The sequence below is a fragment of the Desulfobulbus oralis genome, assembly GCF_002952055.1.
GTDB classification, from domain to species: Bacteria; Desulfobacterota; Desulfobulbia; order Desulfobulbales; family Desulfobulbaceae; genus Desulfobulbus; species Desulfobulbus oralis.
In genome coordinates, this window is the sequence record NZ_CP021255.1 from 2,388,961 (window position 1) to 2,414,154 (window position 25,194).

The following is a 25,194-nucleotide window of genomic DNA, read 5'->3' on the forward strand; positions in this document are numbered from 1 at the left end:
ATGAATACCGAACATAAAGCAAAGCCGAAGATTTGTTGCGAGCAGGTCAGCAAGACTTTTATCCAGAAGGGCAATCAGGAAGTTCCCGTCATCAGCAATGTCAGCATTAACGTGCATGAAAATGAATTTCTGGTGGTGTGTGGTCCCGGCCAATGCGGGAAATCTACCTTGCTGAAAATCATTGCGGGCCTCGAACTCCCTGATACCGGCACGGTCACAATCGACGGAAAAGAAATCTCCGGTCCCGGCACTGACTGCGGCATGGTGTTCCAGAGTTATATGCTCTTCGCTTGGAAGACCGTGCGCCACAACGTGGAAATGGGTCTCAAATTCCGCAATGTGCCCCCCGATAAGCGTGGCGAGATCGCACAACACTACATTGACATGGTGGGCCTCAAGGGCTTTGAAAATCATTACCCTCACCAGCTCTCTGGCGGCATGAAGCAGCGGGTGGGCATTGCCCGAGCCTACGCCAATACCCCCAGTGTCATGCTGCTGGATGAGCCCTTTGGTCAGCTCGACGCGCAGACCCGTATGTTTATGCAGCATGAAACCATACGCATCTGGGAACAGGAAAAACGCACAGTTATCTTCGTTACCAACAACATCGACGAAGCACTGTTTCTGGGTGACCGTATCGTTCTGATGGAGGGCAAACTTCCCGGTACGGTCAAAACTGAATACTGTGTCGATCTGCCCCGGCCGCGCGAACACACCAGTACAGCCCTGCTGCAACTACGCAAGCTCATCACTGACAATACGGAATTGGTACTGTGAGCGATGGAAGCGACATCCATTGGCCTGCTTTTTGGGTGTGCCGGCGTAGCAGTCGTCTTTTACGGCACAAGACGACTTATTGATGGAAAAGGCAAGAGGCTAGGAGACACTGGAGACTATGCGGACTGTGCAGCGCTTAGAGACGATTACAGACGACTTTTTCTGCTGCGCCTGAGCTGTTTCACTCTGAGTCTGGCCGCAGCTGGCATTTGGCTTCTGGAACCCAAACCATATGCAGCCGGAATACTGGTCAGCGTCGCCTGTCTTTTGCTCTGGCGGGCCTTCCGCCTACGAAACCGCATCGTGGTGCGGCTGCGAGAACAAGGGGAAAAAATGGTCATATCTGGAGACAGTGCCTCCATAAAGCTGCATCCAGACCGTGCTGACGAGAAATAGTGGTCAGTTTAGACTTCCCCAAGTTGTGTCATTCGTCTAGGCGTTCTCTCCGAGCGCCCTGGTTCGGATATCACCCGGTAAGGAGGTGTATAGTAACCACGTAAAAGGACGAATTGGCTATCCCCCCGCTCGCCGCCGGGGCTGTACGTGAAAAGCAAGATGCGGCAATGCGTGCCCCGGAAGTTTCCACCGTGGCGTGAAACATCATCGGCGGTTTTCCGCAGGACGATCCGCGGACGCTGCCCACAACAGGAGGAAAAGCTATGTTGAAAAAACTGAGTATCTGCTTTTTCGCGATGGTATCTGCCCTCGTTCTATGCTCCTTGACTAGTGCGGCAGACAAGCCCATGAGACTCAAGACTGCCTGGATGGATGAACATGAGACCTTCCTGATCTGGTACGCCCATGAGAAAGGCTGGGACAAGGAGGTGGGTCTCGACCTTGACCTGCTGCTCTTCAGCAACGGCATGGACATCGTCAACGCCCTGCCCGCCGGAGAATGGGTTTTTTGCGGCAATGGCGCTGTGCCTGCAGTGTTGGGCGCCCTACGCTACGGCACGGAGGTTATTCTCATCGGCAACGACGAGTCCTATACCAACGCCGTGATGGTCCGTGCTGACAGCCCTATCGCCAAAACCAAAGGTTACAACAAGGATTTCCCCGATGTCCTCGGGCATCCGGATGATGTACGGGGCAAAACCTTCCTGATTACTACCATGTCGTCCGATCATTACGCCTTCAGCTCTTGGCTGCAGGTACTGGGCTTGACCGACAAGGACGTCATCATCAAAAACATGGATCAGGCGCAGGCGGTGGCCGCCTATGAAAAGGGCATCGGCGACGGAGTGGCCCTGTGGGCACCCCATATGTACCGGGGCGAGGAGCTCGGTTGGAAGATAGCAGGCACTGTGCATAGCTGTAAAAAAGGCCTGCCTATTGTTTTGATGGCCGAAAAAAAATTCGCCGAGCAGAATCCCGAAACTGTGGCTGCCTTTCTCTCCGTGTACTTGAGAGCGGTCAATATGCTGAAGACCGAGCCACTAGAAAGCCTTGTGCCCGAATACAAGCGCTTTTTCCTGGAATTCACGGGCAAGGAGTACAGTGACGATCTGGCGTTGAAGGACCTCCAGACCCATCCCGTTTTCAACCTGGAAGAGCAAAAGGCTCTGTTTGACGACTCCAAAGGACAAAGCACCGCTCAGCGATGGCAGGGTGAACTCGCCAAATTTTTTACCGGCGTGGGTAAACTCACCCAAGAAGAATGCGACAAGGTCGGCGACGGTAAGTATGCTAACGGCAAGTATCTGAATCTCATCAAGGAGATCAAGCCTTACAAGTAAAACGACCTGGATACACAGTTCCCGTCCGGTCTTTCGGGCGGGGATTTTACTTTTCCGGGACCGGCCCATGGCGCAGACGCACTTGTCCGGTGCGGTAGATTCTCGTTGCAAATGCACCACTCGGTCAGGGTGAGAAAAGCCTAAAAGGACAGGGCGGGATTCTGGTAGAGTTGGAAGTATCGACACCCAACCAGCCAGAAGGAGCCCGCCATGTCCCATAGCCATCTGACCCTGGAAGAACGGGTTGTTATCGAATTATTTGTGCACATGGGCTTGAGCTGCCGAAAAATCGCCACGTATCTTGGCCGAAGCCATACAAGCGTTTGCCGGGAGCTGCGCCGCAACAGTTTTCCAAAAGTGGCTACCCCAACCAGACAGCAGAGCGCCGCACCCAGAAAAGACGTACAATGCCGTGGCTATGGCCGGAAGCCACAACGGGCATGCCAAAAACAGAAAGGCCGCCCCCATCCAATGACGGAGTCGGCCTTTGATGCATTCCGCCGCGGCCCTGTCAGCTGGCGACGCAGGAGCGAACCGTCTGGGGTTTTGTAGCGCCAGCGCTCTGGGCTTTGGGATCAACTGTACGAATGGTCGTCACCTTATTCTGGGTGAAAAATTCAAGGCCATTTTTGCCCTGTACCTTATTGGTCCCAAGGAGGGAGCCCTTGATACCGCCAAAGGGCACATAGGGATGGGGTGCACAAATACCGACGTTCACTCCCACCATGCCGACATCAGCCATACGGCTGAATTTTTCGGCATAAAACTGGCTTTGCGTGAAAATGCAAGCACCGTTGCCAAATTCTGACTTACGGATCAGATCCAGCGCATCGTCCATGTTGGCAATCTTGATGACCGCAACCAGTGGGCCAAACACTTCGGTCGTAAAGATTGGGTTGCAAGGGGTGATGTCCCGAATGATGGTGGGACCGACAAAATAGCCATTTTTGTTTTTTTCAGGCAATTCGGGATGACGGCCGTCCAAGGCCAGCTTGCACCCATGCCCATACTTCAGGGCAATGTCAACGTAGTTGATGACGCTGTCGGCTGCCTTGCGGGAAATCAGGGGGCCCATATACACGTCGGGATCCAGCGCGTCGCCAACCCTGACAGTCTTGGATGCTGCAATCATACGTTCCAGAACCTGTTCGTAAATTTCGGGTACAATGGCAACGATCGAACCGGCAAGGCAGCGTTGACCTGCAGACCCAAAGCAGGAGTTTAGATAATTGTCAATGAAGACATCCATGTCGGCATCTTCCATAACCACGAGCATGTTCTTCGCGCCGCCAAGCAACATGGATCGCTTGGCACCACGAGCGCAGCCAGCGGCCATTTTTTTGGCTGTGGGCGTGGAGCCGACTAGACAAACGCCGGCAATCCTGGGATCCTCATACCAAGTCTCGGCAATTTCACGATGCCCGTGGATGACATTGACCACACCGGGGGGCAATCCGATCTCCTGAAAAATGTCGCACATCATTTGCATGAAGTACGGGGACTGCGTTGAAGGTTTGAAAACAAAGGTGTTGCCAGCCACAATGGCATAGGGAATGAACCAGCCAAATACCAAGGCTGGGAAGTTAAAAGGAGCTACTCCGGCAAAAACGCCCAGTGACTGCCTTACGACCTTGACATTGATGTTGCCGGAGATCAGATCCAGACATTCACCCTGCATCGTTACCGTGGCAGAACAGGCTGACTCCACAATTTCAATGACGCGTTGAACCTCACCCCGGGCTTCACCGATCTGTTTGGCCTGGTCATAGGCAATACCCCAAGCCAGCTTTTCCAGATCACGGGTCATGCAGGCGTGAATCTTGTACAGATAGGCAATCCTCTTAGCGATCGGCATCAGGCTCCAGGTTTCATAGGCCCTTGCGGCAGCGGTGGTGGCCTCATCGGCGGTCTTTAGACAGGAAATGGGCACCGAACCGATTTTTTCGCCTGTAGAAGGGTTGTAGAGCGGATCATTATTCTCCTCAGGACCGCCCCATTTACCGTTGATAAAATTTTTGATTTCGAGTCGTTCCATGTTTTGCTCCTCAATTGTTTTGGTTATCGGCTTTGTATTGCCAAAAACAGGCGTAGCAATGGTAACGAGGATTACCTTTGCTTAACACAACAAAAAAGCGAAACTTCTGCTGCGTTCTACGCCTGATAGATCGTGCACTCGCCTGAGATGTTCGGCAAAACTTTAATAGGAGCTCTAGAAGTTCATAAGGAACTGCAAGGGGATCGTTAGAAAGTATAACAAAATCGAAAAAATAGCAGAGGACACGGGTACCAGCAACCGTGTCAAGCTCTGTACCCTTTGCGTTGATGGTATAGATTTTCACTGTGCTCAAAGGTGCAAGCCGCTGGTACAACCCAGATACGCGATCTGCGGCCGTTGTCCTGCGGTTTAACGCTGTATGGATGGAATCAATTGCATTGACCGGCCGCACAGGCGAATCCATGTGCAACGTAAAGGGGATTACCCAAGCGGAGGCATGGGCCGCAGGGACCAAGCTGTGAAGCCCGTCACTCGCCGATAAAAATATTAACATGCCGTCCGCCTTAAACATAAACATGCTACCCAGCACTATTGGCCTTGCCTCCCAAGGTCATTTAACAGCCCGTTGAGAAGTCGTAGAAACCACAGGTAAGTAAAACCTTGTAAGCCGGAACGCAACTCATTGATTGTACGTTACTTAAAATCGAAACACCTGTAGTGCGTACCTGAAAAGTTTTTTAACGGATTTGTAAGGGTAGTTTTTAACGGATTTGTAAGGGTAGCATTAATTTTACAGGAGTCACTTCAAAGAACATGCCATGCCGAAAAAACAATAAAAACGAAATAATATCCTAAGGCTTACGAGGCAATTGCAAATCTATCCCAAATCTATCCCGCTACTCTTGTCTTTTTTTAAGACACTTATGCTTGATTGAATACATTTTCTCTGAAATAATGTAATATTTTTATGACAGTTGTGATTTTGAGGCTTTTGTATGAATAGTCGACCCTGAAAAACTGTTAAAATGCTCTGTCAGTCACAGGCCTGAAGAGGGTGAATATTGGATTGAGGCACTGCTGTCCCACTAAATTGAGTACATGTCTAACTCTTTGATTTTCATGGGTATTTTCTGTTCGTTCGGTCAAAAGAGCCCGACCAAATCCCGTCGCGCAAACAAGTTGAGTTGCGCAGGCTGCAAAATCTGCAGATTGAATGCCCCAGGCGGCTTCTGAACTTGAGAAACGCCGCTGGGTGATATGCGCACAAAGCGATCCACAACTGCGTTCACACCGCGTTGACACTTGTGCCCACAAAGCTCTTCACTTGGGCAGCGACCCGGGCCGGGGCCTGCATCATGCCCTTCATGCCGGCCTTTTACAGCGGCGAGACCACGCTTGCAGGGCTGATGCGGCACTTCGCGGGCCGACTTCTGGACCAGCTCCACATTCCCCATACGCTCTGCACCCGCTGGCGAAACAACCAATAAGGTCGGGAGATTGCAGGAGATCCCTGCCCCGAAAGGTGCATGCCCTCTTCCCAGAGGGCCGATTGTCCGGGAGATATATAACTTCGCCGCGCCTCAAGGGCCAACAGCGGACTGCCTACCACAGGGCGGAAAAGAGATCCCGCAGGCCGGCAGCCGCGAGAGTGGCAAGCGCAGCGAAGGCCTCCGGCGGAAACGGCCGGCCCTCGGCCGTGGCCTGGATTTCCACCCAGCGGCCATCCTGCGCCATGACAAAGTTCCCATCCACCTCGGCTGCCGAATCCTCGACATATTCCAGATCCAGGACCTGTTGTCCGTCCACAATGCCCGCACTCACTGCGGCCACGGGGAGCAGTTCCGGCAGGGCCGGCAACTGCTCCCGCTCGACCATTCTCACGAGCGCCGCCCGCAGAGCCAGGGCCGCGCCGGTGATGGCCGCGCAGCGGGTACCGCCATCGGCATTCAAAACATCGCAATCCACCCTCAGCGTATGCTCGCCCAAAAGCCGCAAATCCACCATCATGCGCAGCGAGCGGCCAATCAGCCGCTGGATCTCATGGCTGCGGCCGGAAATGCCGCTCACCGCCTCGCGCCGGCCGCGGCTTTTGGTCGCGCGCGGCAGCATGCCGTACTCGGCGGTAATCCAGCCCTGGCCCCGACCCAGAAGAAAGGGGGGCACATGGTCTTCCACCGAAACCGCGCAGAGCACCTGGGTCTGGCCCATGCTCATCAGCACCGATCCCTCGGCATGGGGCTGAAAGCCGTAGCTCACGTTGAAGGGCCGCAGGGCAGCGACAGCCCGATTGTTGGGACGCATGGCGAACTCCAGAAAGGGGGGAAGGATTCAGCCCCGCCGGGAGCCCGGGGCCAGCAACACCACGGTAATGCCGGGATTCTTCCGGTTCAGATCGGCATGGGCTGCCAGAAAGGGACAGCGCCGGAGCAGTTGGCGGCCCCGGCCGGTGCGGCTCTCGAAGTCTTCGCCGAAGATCACGGCTTCGATCCGGCCGATCTGCCGCAAAAAGGACAGGCGCGCCCGCACCGCCTCGCGCCGGCCGCGGCTTTTGGTCGCGCGCGGCAGCATGCCGTACTCGGCGGTAATCCAGCCCTGGCCCCGACCCAGAAGAAAGGGGGGCACATGGTCTTCCACCGAAACCGCGCAGAGCACCTGGGTCTGGCCCATGCTCATCAGCACCGATCCCTCGGCATGGGGCTGAAAGCCGTAGCTCACGTTGAAGGGCCGCAGGGCAGCGACAGCCCGATTGTTGGGACGCATGGCGAACTCCAGAAAGGGGGGAAGGATTCAGCCCCGCCGGGAGCCCGGGGCCAGCAACACCACGGTAATGCCGGGATTCTTCCGGTTCAGATCGGCATGGGCTGCCAGAAAGGGACAGCGCCGGAGCAGTTGGCGGCCCCGGCCGGTGCGGCTCTCGAAGTCTTCGCCGAAGATCACGGCTTCGATCCGGCCGATCTGCCGCAAAAAGGACAGGCGCGCCCGCACCGCCTCGCGAATGGCCCCACCGCGGCCGCTGGAGCCATAGCCGTGAATCAGGGTCAGCACCCTGACGCCCTGGAGCCGGCCGCTGGCAAGCTCCTGATCCAGACGGCTCAGGGCCCGCTCGACCGGCGGCCGGCCCCTCTCCAGATTGACCAGCCGGTGCAGGCGCCCGGGATCGGGCGGCGCTGCGGCCCCCTGCCCGCTTTGCCCGGCGCCGCAGTGCGGGCAGCACATCGCTGTGGCAAACCTGGCGTCGTACTCGTTGCCGCATACCTCGCAGACGTGTTGGCACATAAGCGGAGTCAGGCTCAGCGCCGCCGCAGTTCCACAACTTCGCTCATCTGACGCAGATGCTGCATGATGAGCCCAAGGTGATCCAGATCGCGTACCGAGAGCAGCACATCGATTTCCGCTCCATTCTGCAAGGTGCGGGCGTTCAGCTCCACGATCTCCGCATCGTCCGCGCTGATGGAGCTGCTGATGTTGGCCAGCACGCCCTTCCTGCGCTCGGCCCGGATCAGCAAGGCGGTGTTGTAGTTCTGCTGCAGGGCGGCCGGCCAGGTGACCTCAACCCAGCGGGTCGAACTGGTGGCCAGAAGATTCGGGCATTCGGCCCGGTGAATGGACAGACCGGCCCCGGTGGTGATGAAGCCCACGATCGGATCTCCGGGGATCGGGTGGCAGCAGCGGCTGACCTTCATGGGCATGTCCGGAATGTTATCCAGGGCAACGCTGCCGCTGGTCGGCGCTTCGGCATGGGCGCCGCTCTGCCGGGGCGGCTCCCGCTTTTCCTCGCCATGCCTTTCCCCGCCGGGCGCCGCACAGGCTTCCGGCTGCAGGGCGCGAATGGGCGCAGACAGGGACAGACGCCCGCTGCCGACCTTGATCAGCATGTCGTCCAGATTGCTGCAGTGCAGCGCCTTCAGCAAAAGCCGCAACTGACCGCCCCGCACCAGGGCCTGCAGGCTGACGCCGTTCTTCTTCAACTCGCGCTCGCAGAGTTCCCGGCCCAGCTTGAGGGAACGCTCCTTTTCCACCCTGCGACAGTACTGTCTGATGCGGTTTTTGGCCCTGGCGGTCTGCACGATCTGCAGCCAGGCACGCTTGGGATGCTCGTTTTTCTGGGTCAGAATTTCAACGATATCGCCTTGCTGCAGCCTGTATTTCAACTGCACGATCTGGCCGTTGACCTTGGCGCCCACACAGGTGTCGCCAATATCCGAATGAATGGCATAGGCAAAGTCGATGGGCGTACTCCCACGCGGCAGTTCGCGCACCTCGCCCTTGGGGGTCACGGCAAAGATATCCGCTTCGTAGAGTTCGCTTTTCAGCGACTCCATGAACTCGTTCGGGTCTTCCACCTCCTGCAGATTGCGCACAATCTGCTTGATGTCCCTGAAAAGCCTGGCGTCGTTCCTGGAAACCTGCTGGCCCTCCTTGTAGGCCCAGTGAGCGGCCACTCCTTCCTGCGCCACCCGGTCCATCTCTTCGGTACGGATCTGGATCTCGATGAAGTGATTGTGCGGACCGGAGACCGTGGTGTGCAGACTCTGGTAGTTGTTCGCCTTGGGAACGCTGATGAAATCCTTGATGCGGCCCGGCACCGGCGGCCAGTCGGCATGGATGACGCCCAGGGCCTGATAGCATTCCCTGACCGTGCGCACAATGATGCGGAAGGCGACCTTGTCGTAGACCTTGTCCACGGTGATCTTCTGGGCGATCAGTTTTTTGTAGATGGAATACAGGTGCTTGGGCCGGCCGGTGATGCGCACCGGCTCCACCCTGCCGGCCTTGAGCTTGCCGTGGAGAATGCCAATGACCTCGTCCACATAGGCCTGCCGTTCGTCCAGGGTACTGTCCATCTGGCGGGAGAGCCTGGCATAGTCCTCGGGATAGAGGTAGGAAAAGGAGGAATCCTCCAGTTCGCGTTTCAGCCACTCGATGCCGATGCGCGCGGCCAGGGGCGCGTAGAGATCCATGGTCTCCCTGGCCTTGTAGCGGCGTTCCGCCTCGGCCGCGGCGGAGAGCATGCTCATGTCCTGCAAACGGTCGGCCAGACGAACCAGGAGCACCCGGATATCCGAGCCCATGGCCAGGATATACTTGCGGATATTTTCCACCTGCCCGACCGCGGCCGCGGTGTAGCGCACGTTGGTGATGCGGGTGGTGCCATCGACGATATTGGCGATCTCGGGGCCAAAGATTTCCTGGATTTCCGCCAGGCTGGCCACAGCCTCGTTGATGGTGCCGTGGAGGAGGCCGCCCACGATGGTCGCCATGTCCATCTTCATGGAGACCAAGATCGCAGCCACGGCCGTGACGTGCTGCAAAAAGGTGCCGCCGTACTTGTAGGGCTTGTCGCCGTGACGCTCCCTGACAAAGGCACAGGCCTTTTCCACGAGCGGCAGGTCCTTGGCGGGCAGGTGCCCGGCTGCCAGGCTGTAAAACTGATCAAGCGTGAGGTTGGTATCGGGCACTGACGCCACGGCTGTCCTCCCCTGTTCTTTTCCTGAAGCAGCGGCCGCTGTCACACGGGATCTGCGCCGCTTGACGCCCAGGCCCGTGCACACGCCGGCTGCAATCCCGCCCTGCAGGTGCAGACCCCGGCGCGCAGCCTAGGCCAGTTCCCGGCGAATGCGGGCCTGCACCGCGGCCACGACCTGGTCCACAGGCAGCAGCGTGGTCTCCCCGCTCTTGCGCTCGCGCAGTTCGACCAGGCCTTCCTGCTTGAAGGTCCTGCCCACGGTGAGCCGGAGCGGAATGCCCAGCAGGTCGGCATCCTTGAACTTCGCGCCCGGCCGCTCGTCACGGTCGTCAAAGAGCACCTCGACGCCGGCGGCCAGAAGGGCCTGATAGAGCTCTTCCGCAGCACTGGTCAGCGCTTCGTCCTCCAGGCCCAGATTGAGGAGAATCACCTGCACCGGCGCAAGCGGCATGGGGAAGATGATCCCGTTCCGGTCATGGTTCTGCTCGATGCACGCGGCCAGAATGCGGCTCACGCCGATGCCGTAGCAGCCCATGATGAAGGGGCGCTGCCGGCCTTCCCTGTCCTGAAAGGTGGCGTTCATGGCCTCGGAGTACTTGGCGCCCAGCTTGAAGATGTGGCCCACCTCGATGCCCTCCCGGAAATGCAGGAGCCCGCCGCAGTGCGGGCAGCGATCGCCCGCCGCGATCTGCCGCAGATCGCCTGTGACCTGCACGCTGAAATCCCGTTCAGGATTCACGCCCTGATAGTGGAAGCCCTTCTCGTTGGCACCGGCTACGGCGTTGACCATGGCCATGACCTCGCTATCCGCCACCACCCGGAGCGGCAGGTTCACCGGGCCAATGAAGCCGACCGGCAGACGCAGGAATTCCCAGACCTGGTCCTCGGTCAGGCTGTTCACCTCGTTGGCGCCCAGAAGATTCTTCAGTTTCACGGTCTGCACTTCGCGGTCGCCCCGCACCAGCGCGGCCACGAACTCCCGGGGCTCCGGGCCGTCCCGCTCGATCTGGTAAATCATGGTTTTGATGATCTGCTGCGGCGGCACCTTGAGAAATTCCGCCACGGTCGCCACCTTCTTCGTGCCCGGCGTCGCCACCTTACGCAGCTCCTCCAGCGGCACTCCGGCAGCCGAGGCAAGGACCGGGGCCACCATGGCCTTCTCCACGTTGGCAGCGTAACTGCAGTCGCGGCAGAGCACCAGCGTGTCCTCTCCGGCGTCGGCCAGCACCATGAATTCATGCGAATAGGAGCCCCCGATGCTGCCGCTGTCCGCCTCCACCATGCGGTAATCCAGCCCCAGCCTGGCGAAGATGCGGCTATAGGCCACCCGCATGTTTTCATAGCTCCGGGCAGCGCCCTCGTCGTCCGCATCGAAGGAGTAGGCGTCCTTCATGATGAATTCGCGGCAGCGCATGAGCCCGAAGCGGGGCCGCATCTCGTCCCGGTACTTGGTCTGGATGTGGTAGATGTTGACCGGCAGTTGCCGGTAGGAAAGCAGTTCGCGGCGGGCCAGATCGGTGGCCACCTCTTCCTGGGTCGGGCTCAGGCAGCACTCGCGCTCGTTCCGGTCACGAAAGCGCAGAAGCTCCGGGCCGTAATGCTGCCAGCGGCCGGATTCCATCCACAGATCGCCGGGCTGCACCATGGGCATGAGGATTTCCTGCGCGCCTGCGCGTTTCATCTCCTCCCGGACAATGGCCGTGACCTTGCGCAGGGCCATGAGGCCCAGCGGCAGATAGGAATACACCCCGGCCGTGAGCTTTCTGATAAAGCCGCCACGGAGCAAAAGCTGGTGGCTGATGACCTCGGCCTCGGCAGGCACCTCTTTGCTGGTGGGCAAGAGCATCTTTGAGTAGCGCATTCATTTCTCCTGACGGTTGTGGTGATATTCGGCTTCCAGGTGGTCGAGTTCAGCGAGCAGGGCGGGCAACAGCTCCGCCTCGGGCAGTTTTTTCCAGAGCCTGCCCTTTTTGAAGATAATGCCCACGCCGAGGCCGCCGGCAATGCCGATATCCGCCTCCCTGGCCTCGCCGGGCCCATTGACCACACAGCCCATGACCGCCACCTTGAGCGGGGCCCGCATGGTTTGCAGTTTGGCAGCCACCCGCTCGGCCAGATCAAAAAGGTTGATGCGGGTACGGCCGCAGGTGGGGCAGGAAATGAGTTCCGGCCCACGCTCCCGGATGCGGAGCGCCCGCAAAAGCTCGTAGGCGACCCGCACCTCCTCGACCGGATCGCGGGTGAGCGAAACACGAAAGGTGTCGCCAATGCCTGCCATAAGCAGGTGCCCCAGGGCCACACTGGATTTGACCGTACCGGCGATCAGGCCGCCCGCCTCGGTCACGCCGATGTGCAGCGGGTAGTCGGTGCGGCTGGACAAAAGCCGGTAGCTCGCAATCGTGGTCAAAACATCCGGCGACTTGATGGAGATCTTGAGTTCGGAGAAACCCAGGCCCTCTATCTGGCGCACATGATCAAGCGCGCTCTCGATCAGGGCCTCCGGCCTTTCCGGCGTGGGATAGCCGTAGCGGGCCAGAATGTCTTTGGCAATGGAACCCGAATTGACGCCCACCCGGATGGGCGCATGGTGCGCCCTGGCCGCATCCACCACGCGTTTCAGCTTGTCCGGCCCACCCAGATTGCCGGGATTGATGCGGATGGCCTCAGCCCCGTTTTCCAGCGCCGCCACGGCCAGGCGGGAATCGAAATGGATGTCGGCAATCAAGGGCAGGGGCGATCCGGCCCGAATGGCGGACAGGACCCGGGCAGCCGCCATGTCCGGCACGGCCAGGCGCACGATTTCACAGCCGGCGGCGGCGAGCCCCCCTATCTGCGCCAACGTGGCCTCGACGTCCGAGGTCTGGGTGTTGCACATGGATTGCACCGCAATGGGCGCATCCCCGCCAATGGGCACCGGGCCCACGTGAATCTGCCTCGTTGCCCGTCGCCTGATCATGCCGTCTCCCCGATGCGTTCGCCCAAGCCCAGTTCGGCCTGCGAGGCCCGCAGGTAGAGCGGCGCGCAGTCGTGCGGGGCCAGACCCCGCTGCAGCATGTCCGCCGCGCAGCAGCCAACGAGCGCGGCCCGGGGCTGGCCGCAGACGGCGGGCAGGGCCTTGACCAGGGGATGCCGCAGAAAATCCGCGTCACAGGCCGCAAGTCCTGGCCCGATACACAGGGTCACTTTCCGGAACTCCGCAGGCAGGGCGGCGGCGGCGCAGGCCCGATACGGCCCGAGACGCTCGGGCAGTCCGGCCGCATCGACACCTGCCGGATGGTACAGGGCCGCATAGACCTGGGCCTTCCGGGCATCCAAGAGCGCGCAAACAGGCATGTCCACAGGCGGCATCTGCGCAGCCAGCGCGTCCAGCGTGGGCACAGGCACGAGCTGTTTGCCGGTGGCAAAGGCCAGGCCCTTTGCCGCTGCCAGACCGACGCGCAGGCCGGTAAAGGAACCTGGCCCGCAACTGACCGCCACGGCGTCCAGATCGCCCCAGTCCACGGCGCAGGCCTGCATGATGGCCTCGGCCATGCCGAGCAGATGCCTGGAATGGGAACGGCCAGGCATCAGGCTGTACTCGGCAAGCAGTTGTCCCCCTGCCCGGCCGCCCCGGGTCAGCGCCACCGAAGCGCAGGTCGTGGCCGTTTCCAGGGCCAGAATCAGCGGATCAGCCATCGCTGCACGAGGCGGGCTATGTCGTTGTAGAAAACGAAGACCATCAGCGCGACCAGCAGGGTCATGCCAATCTTCTGGCCAATCTCCATGACCCGCTCGCTGGCCGGCTTGCCGCGGAGCATTTCAAAGGAAAGGAAGGCCAGATGGCCGCCGTCCAGAACCGGTACCGGCAAAAGGTTCAGCACGCCCAGGCCGATGCTGACCAGGGCGACAAAATCGACGAACTTCCTGATGCCGGCCTGCATGCGCTCGCCGGCGAATTCGGCAATGCGGATGGGGCCGCCCAACTCGTTGGCCGGTACCTTGCCCTGGAGCATCTTGCCCAGAATGAGCAGATTCAGAGAAGTCAGATTCCAGGTGTAGGACAGGGCCGACACAGCGCAGAAGCCCAGGGGACGCTTGACATAGCTCTCGTTCCAGCCATGCATGAGGCCCAGCATATAGCGTTTGGGGCCCAGATCCTCACCCAGCATGTTCCGCTCCGGCAACAGCTCGGGGATGACCTGAAGCGCCACTTTCTTTTCACCGCGCCGGATGTCCAGGTGCAGCGCCCTGCCGCCGGCCTTCTGGACCTGCCCGGTAATCTGCTCCCAGGTTGTGATCTTTTGGCCATCAATGGCCAGGATGAGGTCTCCGGCCCTGATTCCCGCCCGCTCCGCCGGGCTGCCGGCCAGCACCTGCCCCACCAGCCCGCCCTCAGCAGGCTCGACCTGGGGCACGCCCACCAGCGCAAAAAGCCCGAAGTACAGCAGCACCGCAAAGAACAGATTGAAAAAAGGCCCGGCAAAGACCACCAGAAAACGCTGCCACGCCGCCTTGTGGGAAAAGGAGCGGCTGCGTTCTTCCGAATCGATCTCCGCATCATTATCCTCGCCAAGCATCTTGACATAGCCGCCCAAAGGCACGGCGGAGAGCATGTATTCGGTTTCGCCCCACTTGCGGCTCAGGATGGGCCTGCCAAAGCCCAGGGAAAATTTCAAGACCCGTACGCCAAAGGCCTTGGCGACAATGAAGTGGCCAAATTCATGGACAAAAATCAGAATGCCCAGAACAATGACAAAGGCGATCAATGCGGTAAAAAACGAACCAAAGATACTCATGCTGCGTGAAGAAAAAAGAACAGGGGAATGGCAGAGTTCAGGAGGACAAAACCGGCAAAAGCCGGGCCGCCTCCTGCCGCGCCCAGGCATCTGCAGTCAGGATGGCGCCCAGATTCAGCTCGCCCGGCCGTTCCCGCCAGCCTTCGAGCGTCTTCTTGACCAGGGTCACGATGCGGGAAAAGCAGAGCTTGCCGGCCAGAAAGGCGGCCACCGCCACTTCGTTGGCCGCATTGAGTACAGTCGGTGAAGCGCCGCCTGCCCTGAGCGCAGCGTAGGCCAGCGCCAGGGCCGGAAAGCGGATAGGGTCTGGCGCGAAAAAGTCCAGGGAGCGGGCTGCAGTCAAATCAAGCCTCGGCATCTCCAAAGGCAGGCGTTCAGGCCAGCTCAGGGCGCAGGCAATGGGCAGGCGCATGTCAGGAATGCCCAACTGGGCCAGCACCGCGCCGTCCTGGTACTCGACCAGAGAATGGACTATGGACTGCGGATGCACCAGGACTTCAATCTTTTCCGGCGGCACATCAAAGAGCCAGCGGGCCTCGATGACTTCAAGCCCCTTGTTCATCAAGGTCGCGGAATCAACCGAGATTTTTTTACCCATCGACCACCTGGGGTGTGCCAGTGCCGCTTCAGGCGTCACCCGCTCCAGATCGGCCATGGAAGTGGTGCGAAAGGGCCCGCCGGATGCGGTCAGCAGCAGACGCCGCAGGTCCTGACGGCGGCCGGCAGACAGGGCCTGAAAGATGGCGCTGTGCTCGGAATCTATGGGCAAAAGCCTGACGCCCGCCCGGGCCGCCGCGGTCATGACCAGACTGCCGGCCATGACCAGTGTCTCCTTGTTCGCCAGGCCCAGCTCCCGGCCCGCCTGGATGGCCGCCAGCGTGGGTTTCAGCCCGGCAGCGCCCACCACGGCATTCACGGTCATCTGGGCGCCGGCAAAGGCAGCCACCTCACAGAGGCCGTCCTCGCCCCACACAATCCGGACGCGGCAAGCGGGCGGCAGCAGCGCGGCCAGCGATTCGACCTGCGCCTCGTCTGCCACGCTCACCAGTTCCGGCCGGAATTCCCGAACCTGCCGGGCCAGCAGTTCAACGTTCCGGCCCGCGGCCAGCGCCCGCAGGCAAAAGCGCTCCGGAAACTGACGCACCACCGCACAGACGTTGCGGCCGATCGAACCGGTTGAGCCCAGCAGCGCCAGCGTCTTCACAGCAGGCCCTGCCAAAAGAGCAACGCGTAGAGCAGCGGCCCGGCCAGCAGCATGCTGTCGATACGATCCAGAACGCCGCCGTGTCCCGCCAAAAGCGTGCCGGAATCCTTGACCCCGCAGCAGCGCTTGATCATGGATTCGGCCAGATCACCCGTTATGCCGGCCAGCACCAGCAGTGCGGCTGCGGCCGCCAGGGCGGCAAAGCCCATGGGGCCGCGGAACAGGGCATGCACCAGCAAGGCCGCGGCCACGCCGCAGATCAGGCCGCCGATCACGCCGGCCAGCGTTTTTTTGGGGCTGATGCGGGGAAAGACCTTGCGTTTGCCAAAGCGGCGACCCGCATAGTAGGCGCCCGTATCCGAGCCGGCGGTAATCGCTGCCAGAAGAATCAGCCAGAGGCTGCGGTGGGGCGCGGCGTTCAGCAGCAGCAGGCAGGCGCTGCACAGGCCTATGTAGAGGACAGCCAGTGCGCCACTGCCCAGAAGCTCCATGAGCTCTTCCTCTCGCCCGTAGAGGTTCAGCCCCATGAGGAGCAGGCCGAAAAGCGCCGCGAGCAAGCCCAAAAGGACCATTTGCGGCTGGCCGCCAAAGGCCGCCAGGGCCGGCAAGGCGGCACAGGCCATGCAGCAAGCGCGAAGACTACCGCCCAGGGCGGGCGCTGCCATGCGGAAATATTCGTGCAGCCCCAGGCCGGTTGCGGCCAGCAGCACAATCCCCATGAGGGCGGCCGGGCCAAAGGACAACAGCAGCCAGGCCGCAGCCATGAGCAGACCGGGAAGGACTCTGTTCATGCCTCCGCGCCTCCTGCCGCCACCTGATCGCCGGTTTGTCCAAAGCGACGCTGCCTTGCACTGTAGGAACGGATGGCATCCATAAGCTGTTCGCGGCCGAAATCCGGCCATTTGATTTCAGTGAAGTAGAGCTCGGCATAGGAAAGCTGCCAGAGCAGGAAATTGGACAGGCGATGCTCGCCGCCGGTTCGAATCAGCAGATCGGGATCGGGCTGGGACGAGCTGTACAGCTCCCCGGCCAGCCGGGACTCGTCGATATCCTCCCAGTGCAGACGCCCCTCCTCGCAGGCCCGGGCAAGAGAACGGGCAGCGCACACCAGCTCCGGCCTGCTGCCGTAGTTCAGCGCCAGATTCAGCACCATGGCCCGGCAGGCGGCGGTTCTCTCCATGGTCTGCGCCAACACGCTGCGCACCTCCGGCGGCAGATGGCTGGCGTCGCCCAGGCATCTGAGCTGGATATCGTTTTGCAGCATCGTCTGCAATTCGGACTTGAGATAGCTCTGCAAAAGCGACATCAAACCGCTGACTTCCACCTTCGGCCGCTGCCAGTTTTCCGTGGAAAAGGCGTACAGGGTCAGGTAGCGCACGCCAAGACTGCGTGCGCTCTCCACCACTTCGCGGACAGATCGCACTCCGGCGCGGTGGCCAAAGAGGCGCAACTGCCCCCGCTCCCTGGCCCAGCGGCCGTTGCCATCCATGATAATGGCGATGTGGGCGGGAATTCTCAGCTCCCTGCTCTCCGTGGTCATGGACATCACAGGGCTGCGGGTCAAACCGACATAACTTCCTTTTCCTTGCTTGCAACCACCGTATCAATCGTCGCAATGCAGGCGTCGGTCGATTTCTGAATTTCATCCTGCAGGCGAGTCATCTCGTCTTCGGAAATTTCCTTGTCCTTTTTCAGCTTTTTCAGGGCATCGTTGGTGTCGCGCCGCACATTGCGCACGGCCACCTTGTAGCTTTCGCCAATCTTCTTCACCTGCTTGACCAGCTCGGCCCGACGTTCTCCGGTGAGCGGCGGAATGCTCAGGCGGACGACATGGCCGTCATTGGCCGGCGTCAGCCCCAGATCGGAGGCGAGAATGGCCTTTTCGATCATGGGCAGCATCTTGGGATCCCAGGGTTTGATGGCAATGGTGCTGCTTTCCGGCACGGTCAGGGTGCCCACCTGGGCCAGCGGCATCAGGGAGCCATAGGCATTGACCCTGACGCCATCCAAAAGCGCCAGCGAGGCGCGGCCGGTGCGGATCTTCATGAGCTCCCGCTTCAGGGCCTCTATGCTGGCATCCATCTTCTTTTTGACATCTTCGACAGCAATCATATTTCTCTCCTTTGCCGGTGCCGGGACAGCGCTTCAGCCCCCTATCAGCGTACCGATATCCTCACCGCGCACCGCTTTGATGATATTGCCCGGTTCCAGCATATTGAACACAAAGATGGGCAGCTTGTTCTCCCTGGCCAGCGAAATGCCGGCTGCATCCATGACCTGCAGGTTGTCCCGCAGAACGCTGGTGTAATCCAGCTCGCGGTAGCGGACCGCCCTGGGATTTTTTTCCGGGTCATCGCTGTACACGCCATCCACCCTGGTCGCCTTCATAACCACATCGGCCCGTATCTCGAGGGCACGCAAAACGGCGGCAGTGTCTGTGGTGAAATAGGGGTTGCCGGTGCCGGCCGCAAAGATCACGACGCGCTGCTGCCCCAGGTGCTCCACAGCCTTGACCCGCTCGTAGGGTTCACACACATTCATCATGGCAATGGCCGACATGACCTGGGCCGGCACGCCGATTTTCTGCAGACCATCCTGCATGGCCAGAGAGTTCATCACCGTGGCGAGCATGCCCATGCTGTCGGCAGCGCTCCTGTCCATGCCGCCTGCTGCGCCGGCCACACCGCGAAAGATGTTGCCAGCGCCAATCACCAGTGCCAACTGAATACCGGCTTCATGAATGGCCCGGATTTCCTGGGCAACGAAGTGCACCATCTTGATGTTGATGCCATACGCTGCAGCGCCCATCAGGGCCTCGCCGCTAATTTTCAAAAGTACGCGCCGGTATCTCATCAGCAGGCTCCATGGCGTAAAAAAAGGTGGCGCCAAACAGCGCCACCCTAGGAAATACAGATGCACTCCGCCGCAGAAGGCGAAGCAGTCCTGGATGTAAGGCAGGGGCTTGCACTCGCAGGCACATACAGGGCATCAAGCGATCTGGTAACGGGTAAAGCGGGTGATCGTCACCTTGGCGCCCAATTGTTTGCCCAGTTGTGCCAGCAGATCCTGTACGCTGAGCTTGTCGTCCTTCACGAAGCGCTGTTCCAGAAGACAAATCTCCGAGAGGTATTTTTCCATCTTGCCCATGACCATCTTCTCCGCAATCTGCTGCGGCTTGCCGGAATCAAGGGCCTGCTTGATGTAAATTTCCCGTTCCCGCTGGACAAGCTCCGAGGACAGTTCCTCCCGCTTCAGGGCCAGCGGATTGGTGGCGGCAATGTGCATGGCAATGTCCCGCACCGTGGTTCTGAACGCCTCAGTCCCGCTTGCCGCGGCGCTGTCGCAGGCCGCCTCGACCAACACGCCCAGCTTGCCGCCTGCGTGGATATAATCCACCACAATGCCGGCCCCTTCAAGCTGATAGCGGCTGAACTTGCGGACAGAGATGCTCTCGCCCATCTTCACGACCAGCTCGTTGAGCGCATCCTGCACGGTCAGGCGCTCGTTCTTCACAAAGTGCTGCCCCAACAGCTTCTCGGGAGCTGGAGCGGCCGCGGCGATATGCTCGGCGATCCCCGAGGCAAAAGCCCTGAAATCATCGGTCTTGGCAACAAAGTCGGTTTCACAGGCCACCTCCACCAGCGCGCCGGCCCTGCCATCGGCCTGAACGTAGGCGGCGATAGTCCCCTCCTTCGCTTCCTTGCCGGAACGCTTGGCCGCAACCGCAAGCCCCTTCTGCCGCAGCAGATCCACGGCCTTTTCCATATTGCCGTCGGTCTCGGTCAACGCCTTTTTGCAGTCCATCATGCCGGCGTTGGTCTTCTCGCGCAGCTCCTTGACCATCTGACTTGTAATTGTCACTGTCCTTACTCCCTTGCAAGCGGCCCCGGACGAGCGGTCCGCAGTCAATGTCTGTACCCTATTCGGCGGATTCCGCAGGCTCTTCCTGCTGGCCGGACATGGCGCCCTCCATCTCGTCCAGACCGGCGCTCGTTTCTTCGCCGCGGCGAGCCCTCCCCTCCAAAACAGCCTCTGTCATCAGAGAAGTGATGAGCCTGATGGCACGAATGGCGTCATCGTTGCCAGGAATCACAAAATCAATACCGTCCGGATCGCAGTTGGTGTCCGTGAGCGCCACAATGGGGATACCCAGTTTCCGGGCCTCGTCAACCGCAATGGCTTCCTTTTTGGGATCAATGATGAACAGGACATCCGGCAGGGCACGCATATTCTTGATGCCGCCAACGTTGCGGGTCAGTTTGACACGTTCCTTCTCCATCTGCAGGATTTCCTTTTTCGGGAAGCGGTTGATGGAACCGTCCTCCTGCATGGCCTCTATTTTCTTCAGGCGTTCAATCGAGTTGCGAATGGCCTGAAAGTTGGTCAACATGCCGCCCAGCCAGCGATGATTGACAAAATACATGCCGGCCCGTTCGGCCTCTTCCTTGATGATGCTCTGCGCCTGCTTCTTGGTCCCTACGAAGAGAACGCTTCCGCCCTCCGCGACACTGTCGGTCATGAACTGGTAAGCCTTGCGGAACATCTTCATGGTCAGATCGAGATTGACAATGTAAATGCCATTTCTCGGGCCATAGATGTAGGGTTTCATTTTGGGATTCCAGCGTCTGGTCTGGTGGCCGAAATGCAGTCCGGCCTCCAGCATCTGCCGCATAGTCACGTTTGCCATTATGTCTCCTTTATGGTTGTTCCTCCACCCACGGGGCCGACTCGGACGAGCACCAAAGGCTTCACGGGGTGTGCGTATTTGCGGGGACAAAACCCGCAGTAAAGTGCGGTATCCTACCAAAAGCGTGGCAGGCTTTCAAGAATTTCTCAAATTGGGGCGCGGATATCGAGCAGGCGCTCTGAAGTGGACAGGGCACAGAGAAAGGCCGGCATGCAATGCATACCGGCCTCATCAAAAATGCTGCCAAATTCACTGGGCTGCCGCTTCTTCGGTCTTGACCGGCTCGTCCCTGTAGTCCACAAGCTCAAGAATAGCCATGGGCGCCGCATCGCCCATGCGGGAGCCGGTACGAACAATGCGCGTATAACCACCGTTGCGCTCGGCATACTGGGTACTCAGGGTGCCGAAAAGCTTGGCCAGGACATCCCGCGAATGAATATAGGCCAAAGCCTGCCGCTTGGCATGGAGGTCGCCACGCTTGCCAAGCGTAATCATCTGGTCCACGATCCGGCGCGCTTCCTTTGCCTTGGGAACGGTGGTCACGATCCGCTCATGCTCCAAAACTGAAGTCACCATATTGCGCAACATGGCGGTGCGATGTGCAGTAATGCGGCCAAGTTTGCGGCCTGCTTTTCTGTGCCTCATATCAAATGCCCTCTCTCAGTTGTGGCGCATAGCTCACTTGTGCGAATCGCCCTGGGATTCTTCCTCGCGTTCTTCTGGCGCCACCCAACCGGAATAGCAGGTCATGCCCAAGGTCAGATCGTGTTCCTGAAGCAGCGCTTTAATTTCATTCAAAGATTTTCGCCCAAAGTTTTTGGTTTTGAGCATCTCGGCGTCGGTTTTGTTGACCAACTGGCCGATGTACTGAATCTGCGCATTCTTAAGACAGTTGGCCGAGCGAACCGACAGCTCCAAATCCTCAACATTTTTATCAAGAAAAGCCGGATAGTTATTGCTGTCGAGCTCGCCATCGTTCCGGACAGGGGCCTTGGCAATTTCCTCGTCGAAATTGATAAAAATGGTCATTTGCTCCTTGAGAATTTTCGCCGCATACGCGAGCGCATTCCTGGGGCCGACGCTGCCATCCGTTTCAATTTCCAGGGTCAGCCGGTCATAATCTGTCTGCTGCCCCACACGAGCCTGCCCCACCGTGTATTGCATCCTCACTATCGGTGAAAAGGCCGCATCAAGGGGAATCACCCCGATAGGCTGATCTTCCCTCTTATTCAGCTCGGCAGTCACATACCCCTTGCCCCACTCCACCGTCAATTCGGCTTTCAGCGAAACATCCCCTGTGATCGTGCAGATATGCTGGTCAGGATTCATCACCTCGACCACTCCGGCGCCATTGATATCGGCTGCCGTCACCTCACAGGGGCCTTTTTTTTCAAGCCTTACCGTCCGCTGCTCCGGAGTGTGCAGCTTAACCCGAACCTGCTTCAAATTAAGGATGATATCCGACACATCCTCGTGCACGCCTTCAATTGTCGTAAACTCGTGCAAGGCATCGTTCAGACGCACGGCAGTAATAGCCGCGCCCCGAATGGAGGAAAGCATAATCCGGCGCAAAGAATTGCCAATGGTGGTCGCAAAACCACGCTCCAAGGGCTGGCAAACAAACTTGCCGTAACTTTTGGTCAGCGTTTCCTCATTCACCGCAAGTGTTTCCGGTGAAATCAAATCATGCCAATTTTTATAAAAGGGATCATTATCCCGCAATTCCTGTGCCATGCAATCCAGACCGTAAGTAAAGATTACTTCGAATACAACTCGACGATCAGCTGTTCCTGGATGGGCAGGGTGATCTCGTCGCGGTTGGGCAGCGCTTTTACGGTTCCTTTGAAGGCTTTGGCGTCCAACTCGAGCCAGGACGGAACGCCACGGCGAGCCGCCCCCTGGAGATTGTCAGCAACCAGTTCACTTTTTTGCTGCTTTTCCTTCAGGCTGACGATATCGCCCACTTTGACCTGATAAGAGGGGATGTTGACTTTATGCCCATTGATCGTCACCAGACTATGGCGCACCATCTGCCGCCCCTGTGTTCTGGAGCTGGCGAAACCAAGCCTGTAGACAACATTGTCAAGGCGGCGTTCCAGCATACTCAGCAGGGTAGCGCCGGTCACGCCCCGCACCCGCTCGGCTTCAGCGAAAAAACGACGGAACTGGGCCTCAAAAACTCCATACAGATGCTTGACCTTCTGCTTTTCCCTCAACTGCACTGCATAATCGGAAGGCTTGCGAAAACGATTCTGCCCGTGCTGCCCTGGCGCAAAGGACCTTCTTTCAAAGGCGCATTTGTCGGAATAGCAACGGTCTCCTTTCAAGAACAACTTGAGATTTTCTCGTCTGCAAATCCTGCAGGATGCCCCACTGTATCTAGCCAAATCTTACCTCCAGCAATCTCTCTGCACTTTATATGGCGCTACAAAAAGACCTGTTATCTTCTTTCAGACGCGACGCCGTTTAGGCGGTTTGCACCCATTATGCGGCAAGGGCGTGGTATCCAGTACTTTGGTGACATCCAGCTCCAGGGATGTCAGAGCGCGCAGGGCGGCTTCCCGGCCCGGCCCGGGCCCACTCACCCGCACCTCCACCTTTCTCAATCCGTGCTCTTTCGCCTTGGTGACAGCGTCGCTCAGCGCGCTTTGCGCCGCAAAAGGAGTCGATTTTCTGGAGCCCTTGAAGCCCAGAACGCCGGAACTCGACCATGCAAGCGTGTTGCCCTGGCGATCAGCAACGGTCACAAGTGTATTGTTGAAGGTGGAGTAAATAAAAATAACCCCTTCGGACACATTCTTCTTATCCTTGCGGCGCACCTTGACGGCGAGCCTGGACGGCTTGGCCATATAGAACCTCTTATTCAGCTGACAATGGGTACTTGTGCACGATCATTTCTTGTTCAGCGCCGCACCACGACGGGGACCTTTGCGGGTACGGGCATTGGTCTTGGTTCGCTGCCCTCGAACCGGCAGGCCACGACGATGACGGCGACCACGGTAGCAACCCAGGTCCATCAGGCGCTTGATGTCCATTGAGACATCGCGGCGCTTGTCGCCCTCGACCACGTATTCCGCTTCGATGATGGTACGAAGCCGGTTAACATCATCACTGCTCAGGTCATCGCTGTTCATCTGATAGGGCAGATCCGCCTTATCCAGAATCTTGCGTGCCGAAGCAAGACCGATGCCATAGATATAGGTAAGCGCCCGTTCCATGTGTTTGTTGCGCGGCAAATCCACGCCTGCTAAACGTGCCAAGGATTACTCCACTCTCTGAGAAATTCGGAATTAGACTGACCTCAACCCTGACGCTGCTTGTGCTTCTTATTCACGCAGCACACCATGACAACGCCTTTGCGCCTGAGAATCCTGCAGTCACTGCAAATTTTCTTTATAGATGACCGTACCTTCATTGTCTGACTCCATTATATCTACACGGTTATTGAGTTTTTTTGGCCTTTCCGGATTTATTGCGGAACGTGACCCGGCCACGACTGAGATCGTAGGGGGAGAGTTCGACCGTCACCCGATCACCAGGCAATATTTTGATATAGTGCATACGCATCTTGCCGGATATATGCGCCAAAACCCTGTGCCCATTATCCAGCTGGACCTGAAACATGGCGTTGGGCAAGGGCTCGACAATCGTACCTTCCACTTCAATGGCATCTTCTTTTGCCATACTGATCTACCCTCAAATTCCGCAAAAAGGAGCTTTATAATCGAAAACAGCCTTTTCTTCAATATCTTTTAGGACCCACTTGCCCCGCCCAGTTGGCTCAATATATAGGGGCCGTTTGCCGTTATGGCGACCGAGTGCTCAAAATGGGCGGAAGGCAGACGGTCCGCAGTCACAACCGTCCAGCCATTATCCAGAACTTTCACCTGGTGCGTGCCCATGTTGATCATGGGCTCGATGGCAATTACCATGCCTTCTTGCAGGCGCGGGGACGACTTGCTCCGGCTGTCCACGTAATTGGGGACTTCGGGCGCCTCATGCAGATGCGTCCCCACACCGTGGCCAACATACTGGCGCACGACCGAAAAGCCGGCTGCCTCTGCGTGCGTCTGCACGGCACTTGAAATATCGGAAACCCGGTTGCCGATCCTTGCCTGCTCTATACCCTTGTACAGGGCTTCTTCAGTCACGCGCATGAGCGCATCTTTACGCGCGCTCGTGTCCCCAACGGAAACGGTAATGGCGGCATCACCATAAAAACCCTGGAAAACGGCGCCAAAGTCCAGGGAAACAATATCCCCTGCCCTCAGGATGCGCTTGCGGGAGGGGATGCCATGCACGACCTCTTCATTGATGGATACGCACAGGCTGCAGGGAAAATCATAGTAGCCTTTGAATGCCGGAATGCCGCCATGATCACGGCAGTACTCTTCCGCCATCCGGTCAAGCTGCATTGTGCTGAGTCCTGGACGAATATTCCTTCTGAGCAGGTCCAGCACCCCGGCAACGATGAGGTCAGCCTGACGGATCAATGCAATTTCTTCAGCCGTTTTTAAGGTTATTGTGCCTGTCTCACTCACGAAATGACCTG

The 25,194-nt window shown here is 58.7% G+C and carries 26 protein-coding genes and 3 pseudogenes; 4 read left to right on the forward strand and 25 right to left on the reverse strand.

Going from position 1 to position 25,194, the window contains the following annotated elements:
- The 3 genes from CAY53_RS10585 to CAY53_RS14155 all read left to right on the forward strand — a co-directional run bounded on the left by CAY53_RS10585 (position 1) and on the right by CAY53_RS14155 (position 3,065).
- Entirely contained in the window at positions 1–777 is a 777-nt protein-coding gene (locus tag CAY53_RS10585) for an ABC transporter ATP-binding protein (protein ID WP_104937078.1), read from the forward strand.
- Positions 778–1,436: 659 nt separating this feature from the next.
- Positions 1,437–2,513: an ABC transporter substrate-binding protein gene (locus CAY53_RS10590; RefSeq protein ID WP_104937079.1), complete on the forward strand. Its 1,077-nt coding sequence runs from the start codon at positions 1,437–1,439 to the stop codon at positions 2,511–2,513.
- 267 nt (positions 2,514–2,780) lie between these two features.
- Positions 2,781–3,065 carry a helix-turn-helix domain-containing protein gene (locus CAY53_RS14155; protein WP_425430782.1) on the forward strand — a complete coding sequence of 95 codons (285 nt, stop codon included), beginning with the start codon at positions 2,781–2,783 and terminating at the stop codon, positions 3,063–3,065.
- Here CAY53_RS14155 and CAY53_RS10600 read toward each other — a convergent pair.
- Together CAY53_RS10600 and CAY53_RS13600 are read right to left on the reverse strand one after the other, a co-directional pair.
- On the reverse strand, positions 3,025–4,548 hold the full coding sequence (locus tag CAY53_RS10600; RefSeq protein ID WP_017866030.1) for an aldehyde dehydrogenase family protein: 1,524 nt from the start codon (positions 4,546–4,548) through the stop codon (positions 3,025–3,027). The genes CAY53_RS14155 and CAY53_RS10600 overlap by 41 nt on opposite strands.
- 1,103 nt (positions 4,549–5,651) lie before the next feature.
- A pseudogene (locus CAY53_RS13600) lies at positions 5,652–5,836 on the reverse strand (IS4 family transposase); the annotation flags it as partial.
- On the opposite strand from CAY53_RS13600, the gene CAY53_RS10605 reads away from it, so the two are divergent.
- Positions 5,814–5,996 carry a hypothetical protein gene (locus tag CAY53_RS10605; RefSeq protein WP_245874930.1) on the forward strand — a complete coding sequence of 61 codons (183 nt, stop codon included), beginning with the start codon at positions 5,814–5,816 and terminating at the stop codon, positions 5,994–5,996. The pseudogene CAY53_RS13600 and the gene CAY53_RS10605 overlap by 23 nt on opposite strands.
- Before the next feature lie 115 nt (positions 5,997–6,111).
- Here the strand turns inward: CAY53_RS10605 and rph are convergent, their stop codons facing one another.
- The 23 genes and pseudogenes from rph to map all read right to left on the reverse strand — a co-directional run bounded on the left by rph (position 6,112) and on the right by map (position 25,183).
- Complete coding sequence (rph, locus tag CAY53_RS10610) at positions 6,112–6,810, reverse strand: ribonuclease PH (RefSeq protein ID WP_104937081.1); 699 nt, start codon at positions 6,808–6,810, stop codon at positions 6,112–6,114.
- Between the two features lie 168 nt (positions 6,811–6,978).
- A pseudogene (locus CAY53_RS13815) lies at positions 6,979–7,269 on the reverse strand (ribonuclease PH); the annotation flags it as partial.
- Positions 7,270–7,296: 27 nt separating this feature from the next.
- Positions 7,297–7,785: a Smr/MutS family protein gene (locus CAY53_RS10620; RefSeq protein WP_104937083.1), complete on the reverse strand. Its 489-nt coding sequence runs from the start codon at positions 7,783–7,785 to the stop codon at positions 7,297–7,299.
- A 14-nt stretch (positions 7,786–7,799) separates the two neighbouring features.
- Positions 7,800–9,977 carry a RelA/SpoT family protein gene (locus CAY53_RS10625; protein ID WP_245874813.1) on the reverse strand — a complete coding sequence of 726 codons (2,178 nt, stop codon included), beginning with the start codon at positions 9,975–9,977 and terminating at the stop codon, positions 7,800–7,802.
- A gap of 129 nt (positions 9,978–10,106) precedes the next feature.
- Positions 10,107–11,837 carry a proline--tRNA ligase gene (locus tag CAY53_RS10630; RefSeq protein WP_104937085.1) on the reverse strand — a complete coding sequence of 577 codons (1,731 nt, stop codon included), beginning with the start codon at positions 11,835–11,837 and terminating at the stop codon, positions 10,107–10,109.
- Positions 11,838–12,932, reverse strand: coding sequence for a flavodoxin-dependent (E)-4-hydroxy-3-methylbut-2-enyl-diphosphate synthase (gene ispG / locus CAY53_RS10635; protein WP_104937086.1), 1,095 nt, complete (start codon positions 12,930–12,932; stop codon positions 11,838–11,840).
- A complete protein-coding gene (gene tsaB, locus CAY53_RS10640; RefSeq protein WP_104937087.1) occupies positions 12,929–13,651 on the reverse strand; it encodes a tRNA (adenosine(37)-N6)-threonylcarbamoyltransferase complex dimerization subunit type 1 TsaB in 723 nt (240 codons plus the stop codon). Before tsaB ends, ispG begins: the two co-directional genes overlap by 4 nt.
- Positions 13,636–14,751 (reverse strand): RIP metalloprotease RseP, encoded by a 1,116-nt coding sequence (gene rseP / locus CAY53_RS10645; protein WP_104937088.1) that lies wholly within the window; start codon positions 14,749–14,751, stop codon positions 13,636–13,638. Before rseP ends, tsaB begins: the two co-directional genes overlap by 16 nt.
- 37 nt (positions 14,752–14,788) lie before the next feature.
- A complete protein-coding gene (locus CAY53_RS10650) occupies positions 14,789–15,955 on the reverse strand; it encodes a 1-deoxy-D-xylulose-5-phosphate reductoisomerase (protein WP_104937089.1) in 1,167 nt (388 codons plus the stop codon).
- Entirely contained in the window at positions 15,952–16,746 is a 795-nt protein-coding gene (locus CAY53_RS10655) for a phosphatidate cytidylyltransferase (protein ID WP_181040285.1), read from the reverse strand. Before CAY53_RS10655 ends, CAY53_RS10650 begins: the two co-directional genes overlap by 4 nt.
- Positions 16,743–17,501 carry an undecaprenyl pyrophosphate synthase gene (locus CAY53_RS10660; RefSeq protein ID WP_245874814.1) on the reverse strand — a complete coding sequence of 253 codons (759 nt, stop codon included), beginning with the start codon at positions 17,499–17,501 and terminating at the stop codon, positions 16,743–16,745. The genes CAY53_RS10655 and CAY53_RS10660 overlap by 4 nt, the downstream gene beginning before the upstream one ends.
- A gap of 14 nt (positions 17,502–17,515) precedes the next feature.
- Entirely contained in the window at positions 17,516–18,067 is a 552-nt protein-coding gene (frr, locus tag CAY53_RS10665; protein ID WP_104937091.1) for a ribosome recycling factor, read from the reverse strand.
- A 33-nt stretch (positions 18,068–18,100) separates the two neighbouring features.
- Positions 18,101–18,808: a UMP kinase gene (gene pyrH / locus CAY53_RS10670; protein WP_104937092.1), complete on the reverse strand. Its 708-nt coding sequence runs from the start codon at positions 18,806–18,808 to the stop codon at positions 18,101–18,103.
- 135 nt (positions 18,809–18,943) lie between these two features.
- Entirely contained in the window at positions 18,944–19,816 is an 873-nt protein-coding gene (tsf, locus tag CAY53_RS10675) for a translation elongation factor Ts (RefSeq protein WP_245874815.1), read from the reverse strand.
- A gap of 58 nt (positions 19,817–19,874) precedes the next feature.
- Positions 19,875–20,642: a 30S ribosomal protein S2 gene (gene rpsB / locus CAY53_RS10680; protein WP_104937094.1), complete on the reverse strand. Its 768-nt coding sequence runs from the start codon at positions 20,640–20,642 to the stop codon at positions 19,875–19,877.
- Positions 20,643–20,894: 252 nt separating this feature from the next.
- A pseudogene (rplQ, locus tag CAY53_RS10685) lies at positions 20,895–21,287 on the reverse strand (50S ribosomal protein L17); the annotation flags it as partial.
- 33 nt (positions 21,288–21,320) lie between these two features.
- Complete coding sequence (locus CAY53_RS10690; protein WP_104937096.1) at positions 21,321–22,376, reverse strand: DNA-directed RNA polymerase subunit alpha; 1,056 nt, start codon at positions 22,374–22,376, stop codon at positions 21,321–21,323.
- Between the two features lie 23 nt (positions 22,377–22,399).
- On the reverse strand, positions 22,400–23,029 hold the full coding sequence (gene rpsD, locus CAY53_RS10695) for a 30S ribosomal protein S4 (protein ID WP_104937097.1): 630 nt from the start codon (positions 23,027–23,029) through the stop codon (positions 22,400–22,402).
- Between the two features lie 63 nt (positions 23,030–23,092).
- Positions 23,093–23,491: a 30S ribosomal protein S11 gene (rpsK, locus tag CAY53_RS10700; RefSeq protein WP_017865760.1), complete on the reverse strand. Its 399-nt coding sequence runs from the start codon at positions 23,489–23,491 to the stop codon at positions 23,093–23,095.
- Positions 23,492–23,533: 42 nt separating this feature from the next.
- Positions 23,534–23,902 carry a 30S ribosomal protein S13 gene (rpsM, locus tag CAY53_RS10705; RefSeq protein ID WP_017865759.1) on the reverse strand — a complete coding sequence of 123 codons (369 nt, stop codon included), beginning with the start codon at positions 23,900–23,902 and terminating at the stop codon, positions 23,534–23,536.
- A gap of 41 nt (positions 23,903–23,943) precedes the next feature.
- Positions 23,944–24,057: a 50S ribosomal protein L36 gene (gene rpmJ, locus CAY53_RS10710; RefSeq protein WP_104937098.1), complete on the reverse strand. Its 114-nt coding sequence runs from the start codon at positions 24,055–24,057 to the stop codon at positions 23,944–23,946.
- A gap of 26 nt (positions 24,058–24,083) precedes the next feature.
- Positions 24,084–24,326, reverse strand: coding sequence for a translation initiation factor IF-1 (gene infA / locus CAY53_RS10715; RefSeq protein ID WP_017865758.1), 243 nt, complete (start codon positions 24,324–24,326; stop codon positions 24,084–24,086).
- A gap of 68 nt (positions 24,327–24,394) precedes the next feature.
- Complete coding sequence (gene map / locus CAY53_RS10720; protein WP_181040286.1) at positions 24,395–25,183, reverse strand: type I methionyl aminopeptidase; 789 nt, start codon at positions 25,181–25,183, stop codon at positions 24,395–24,397.
- Positions 25,184–25,194: the final 11 nt, after the last annotated feature.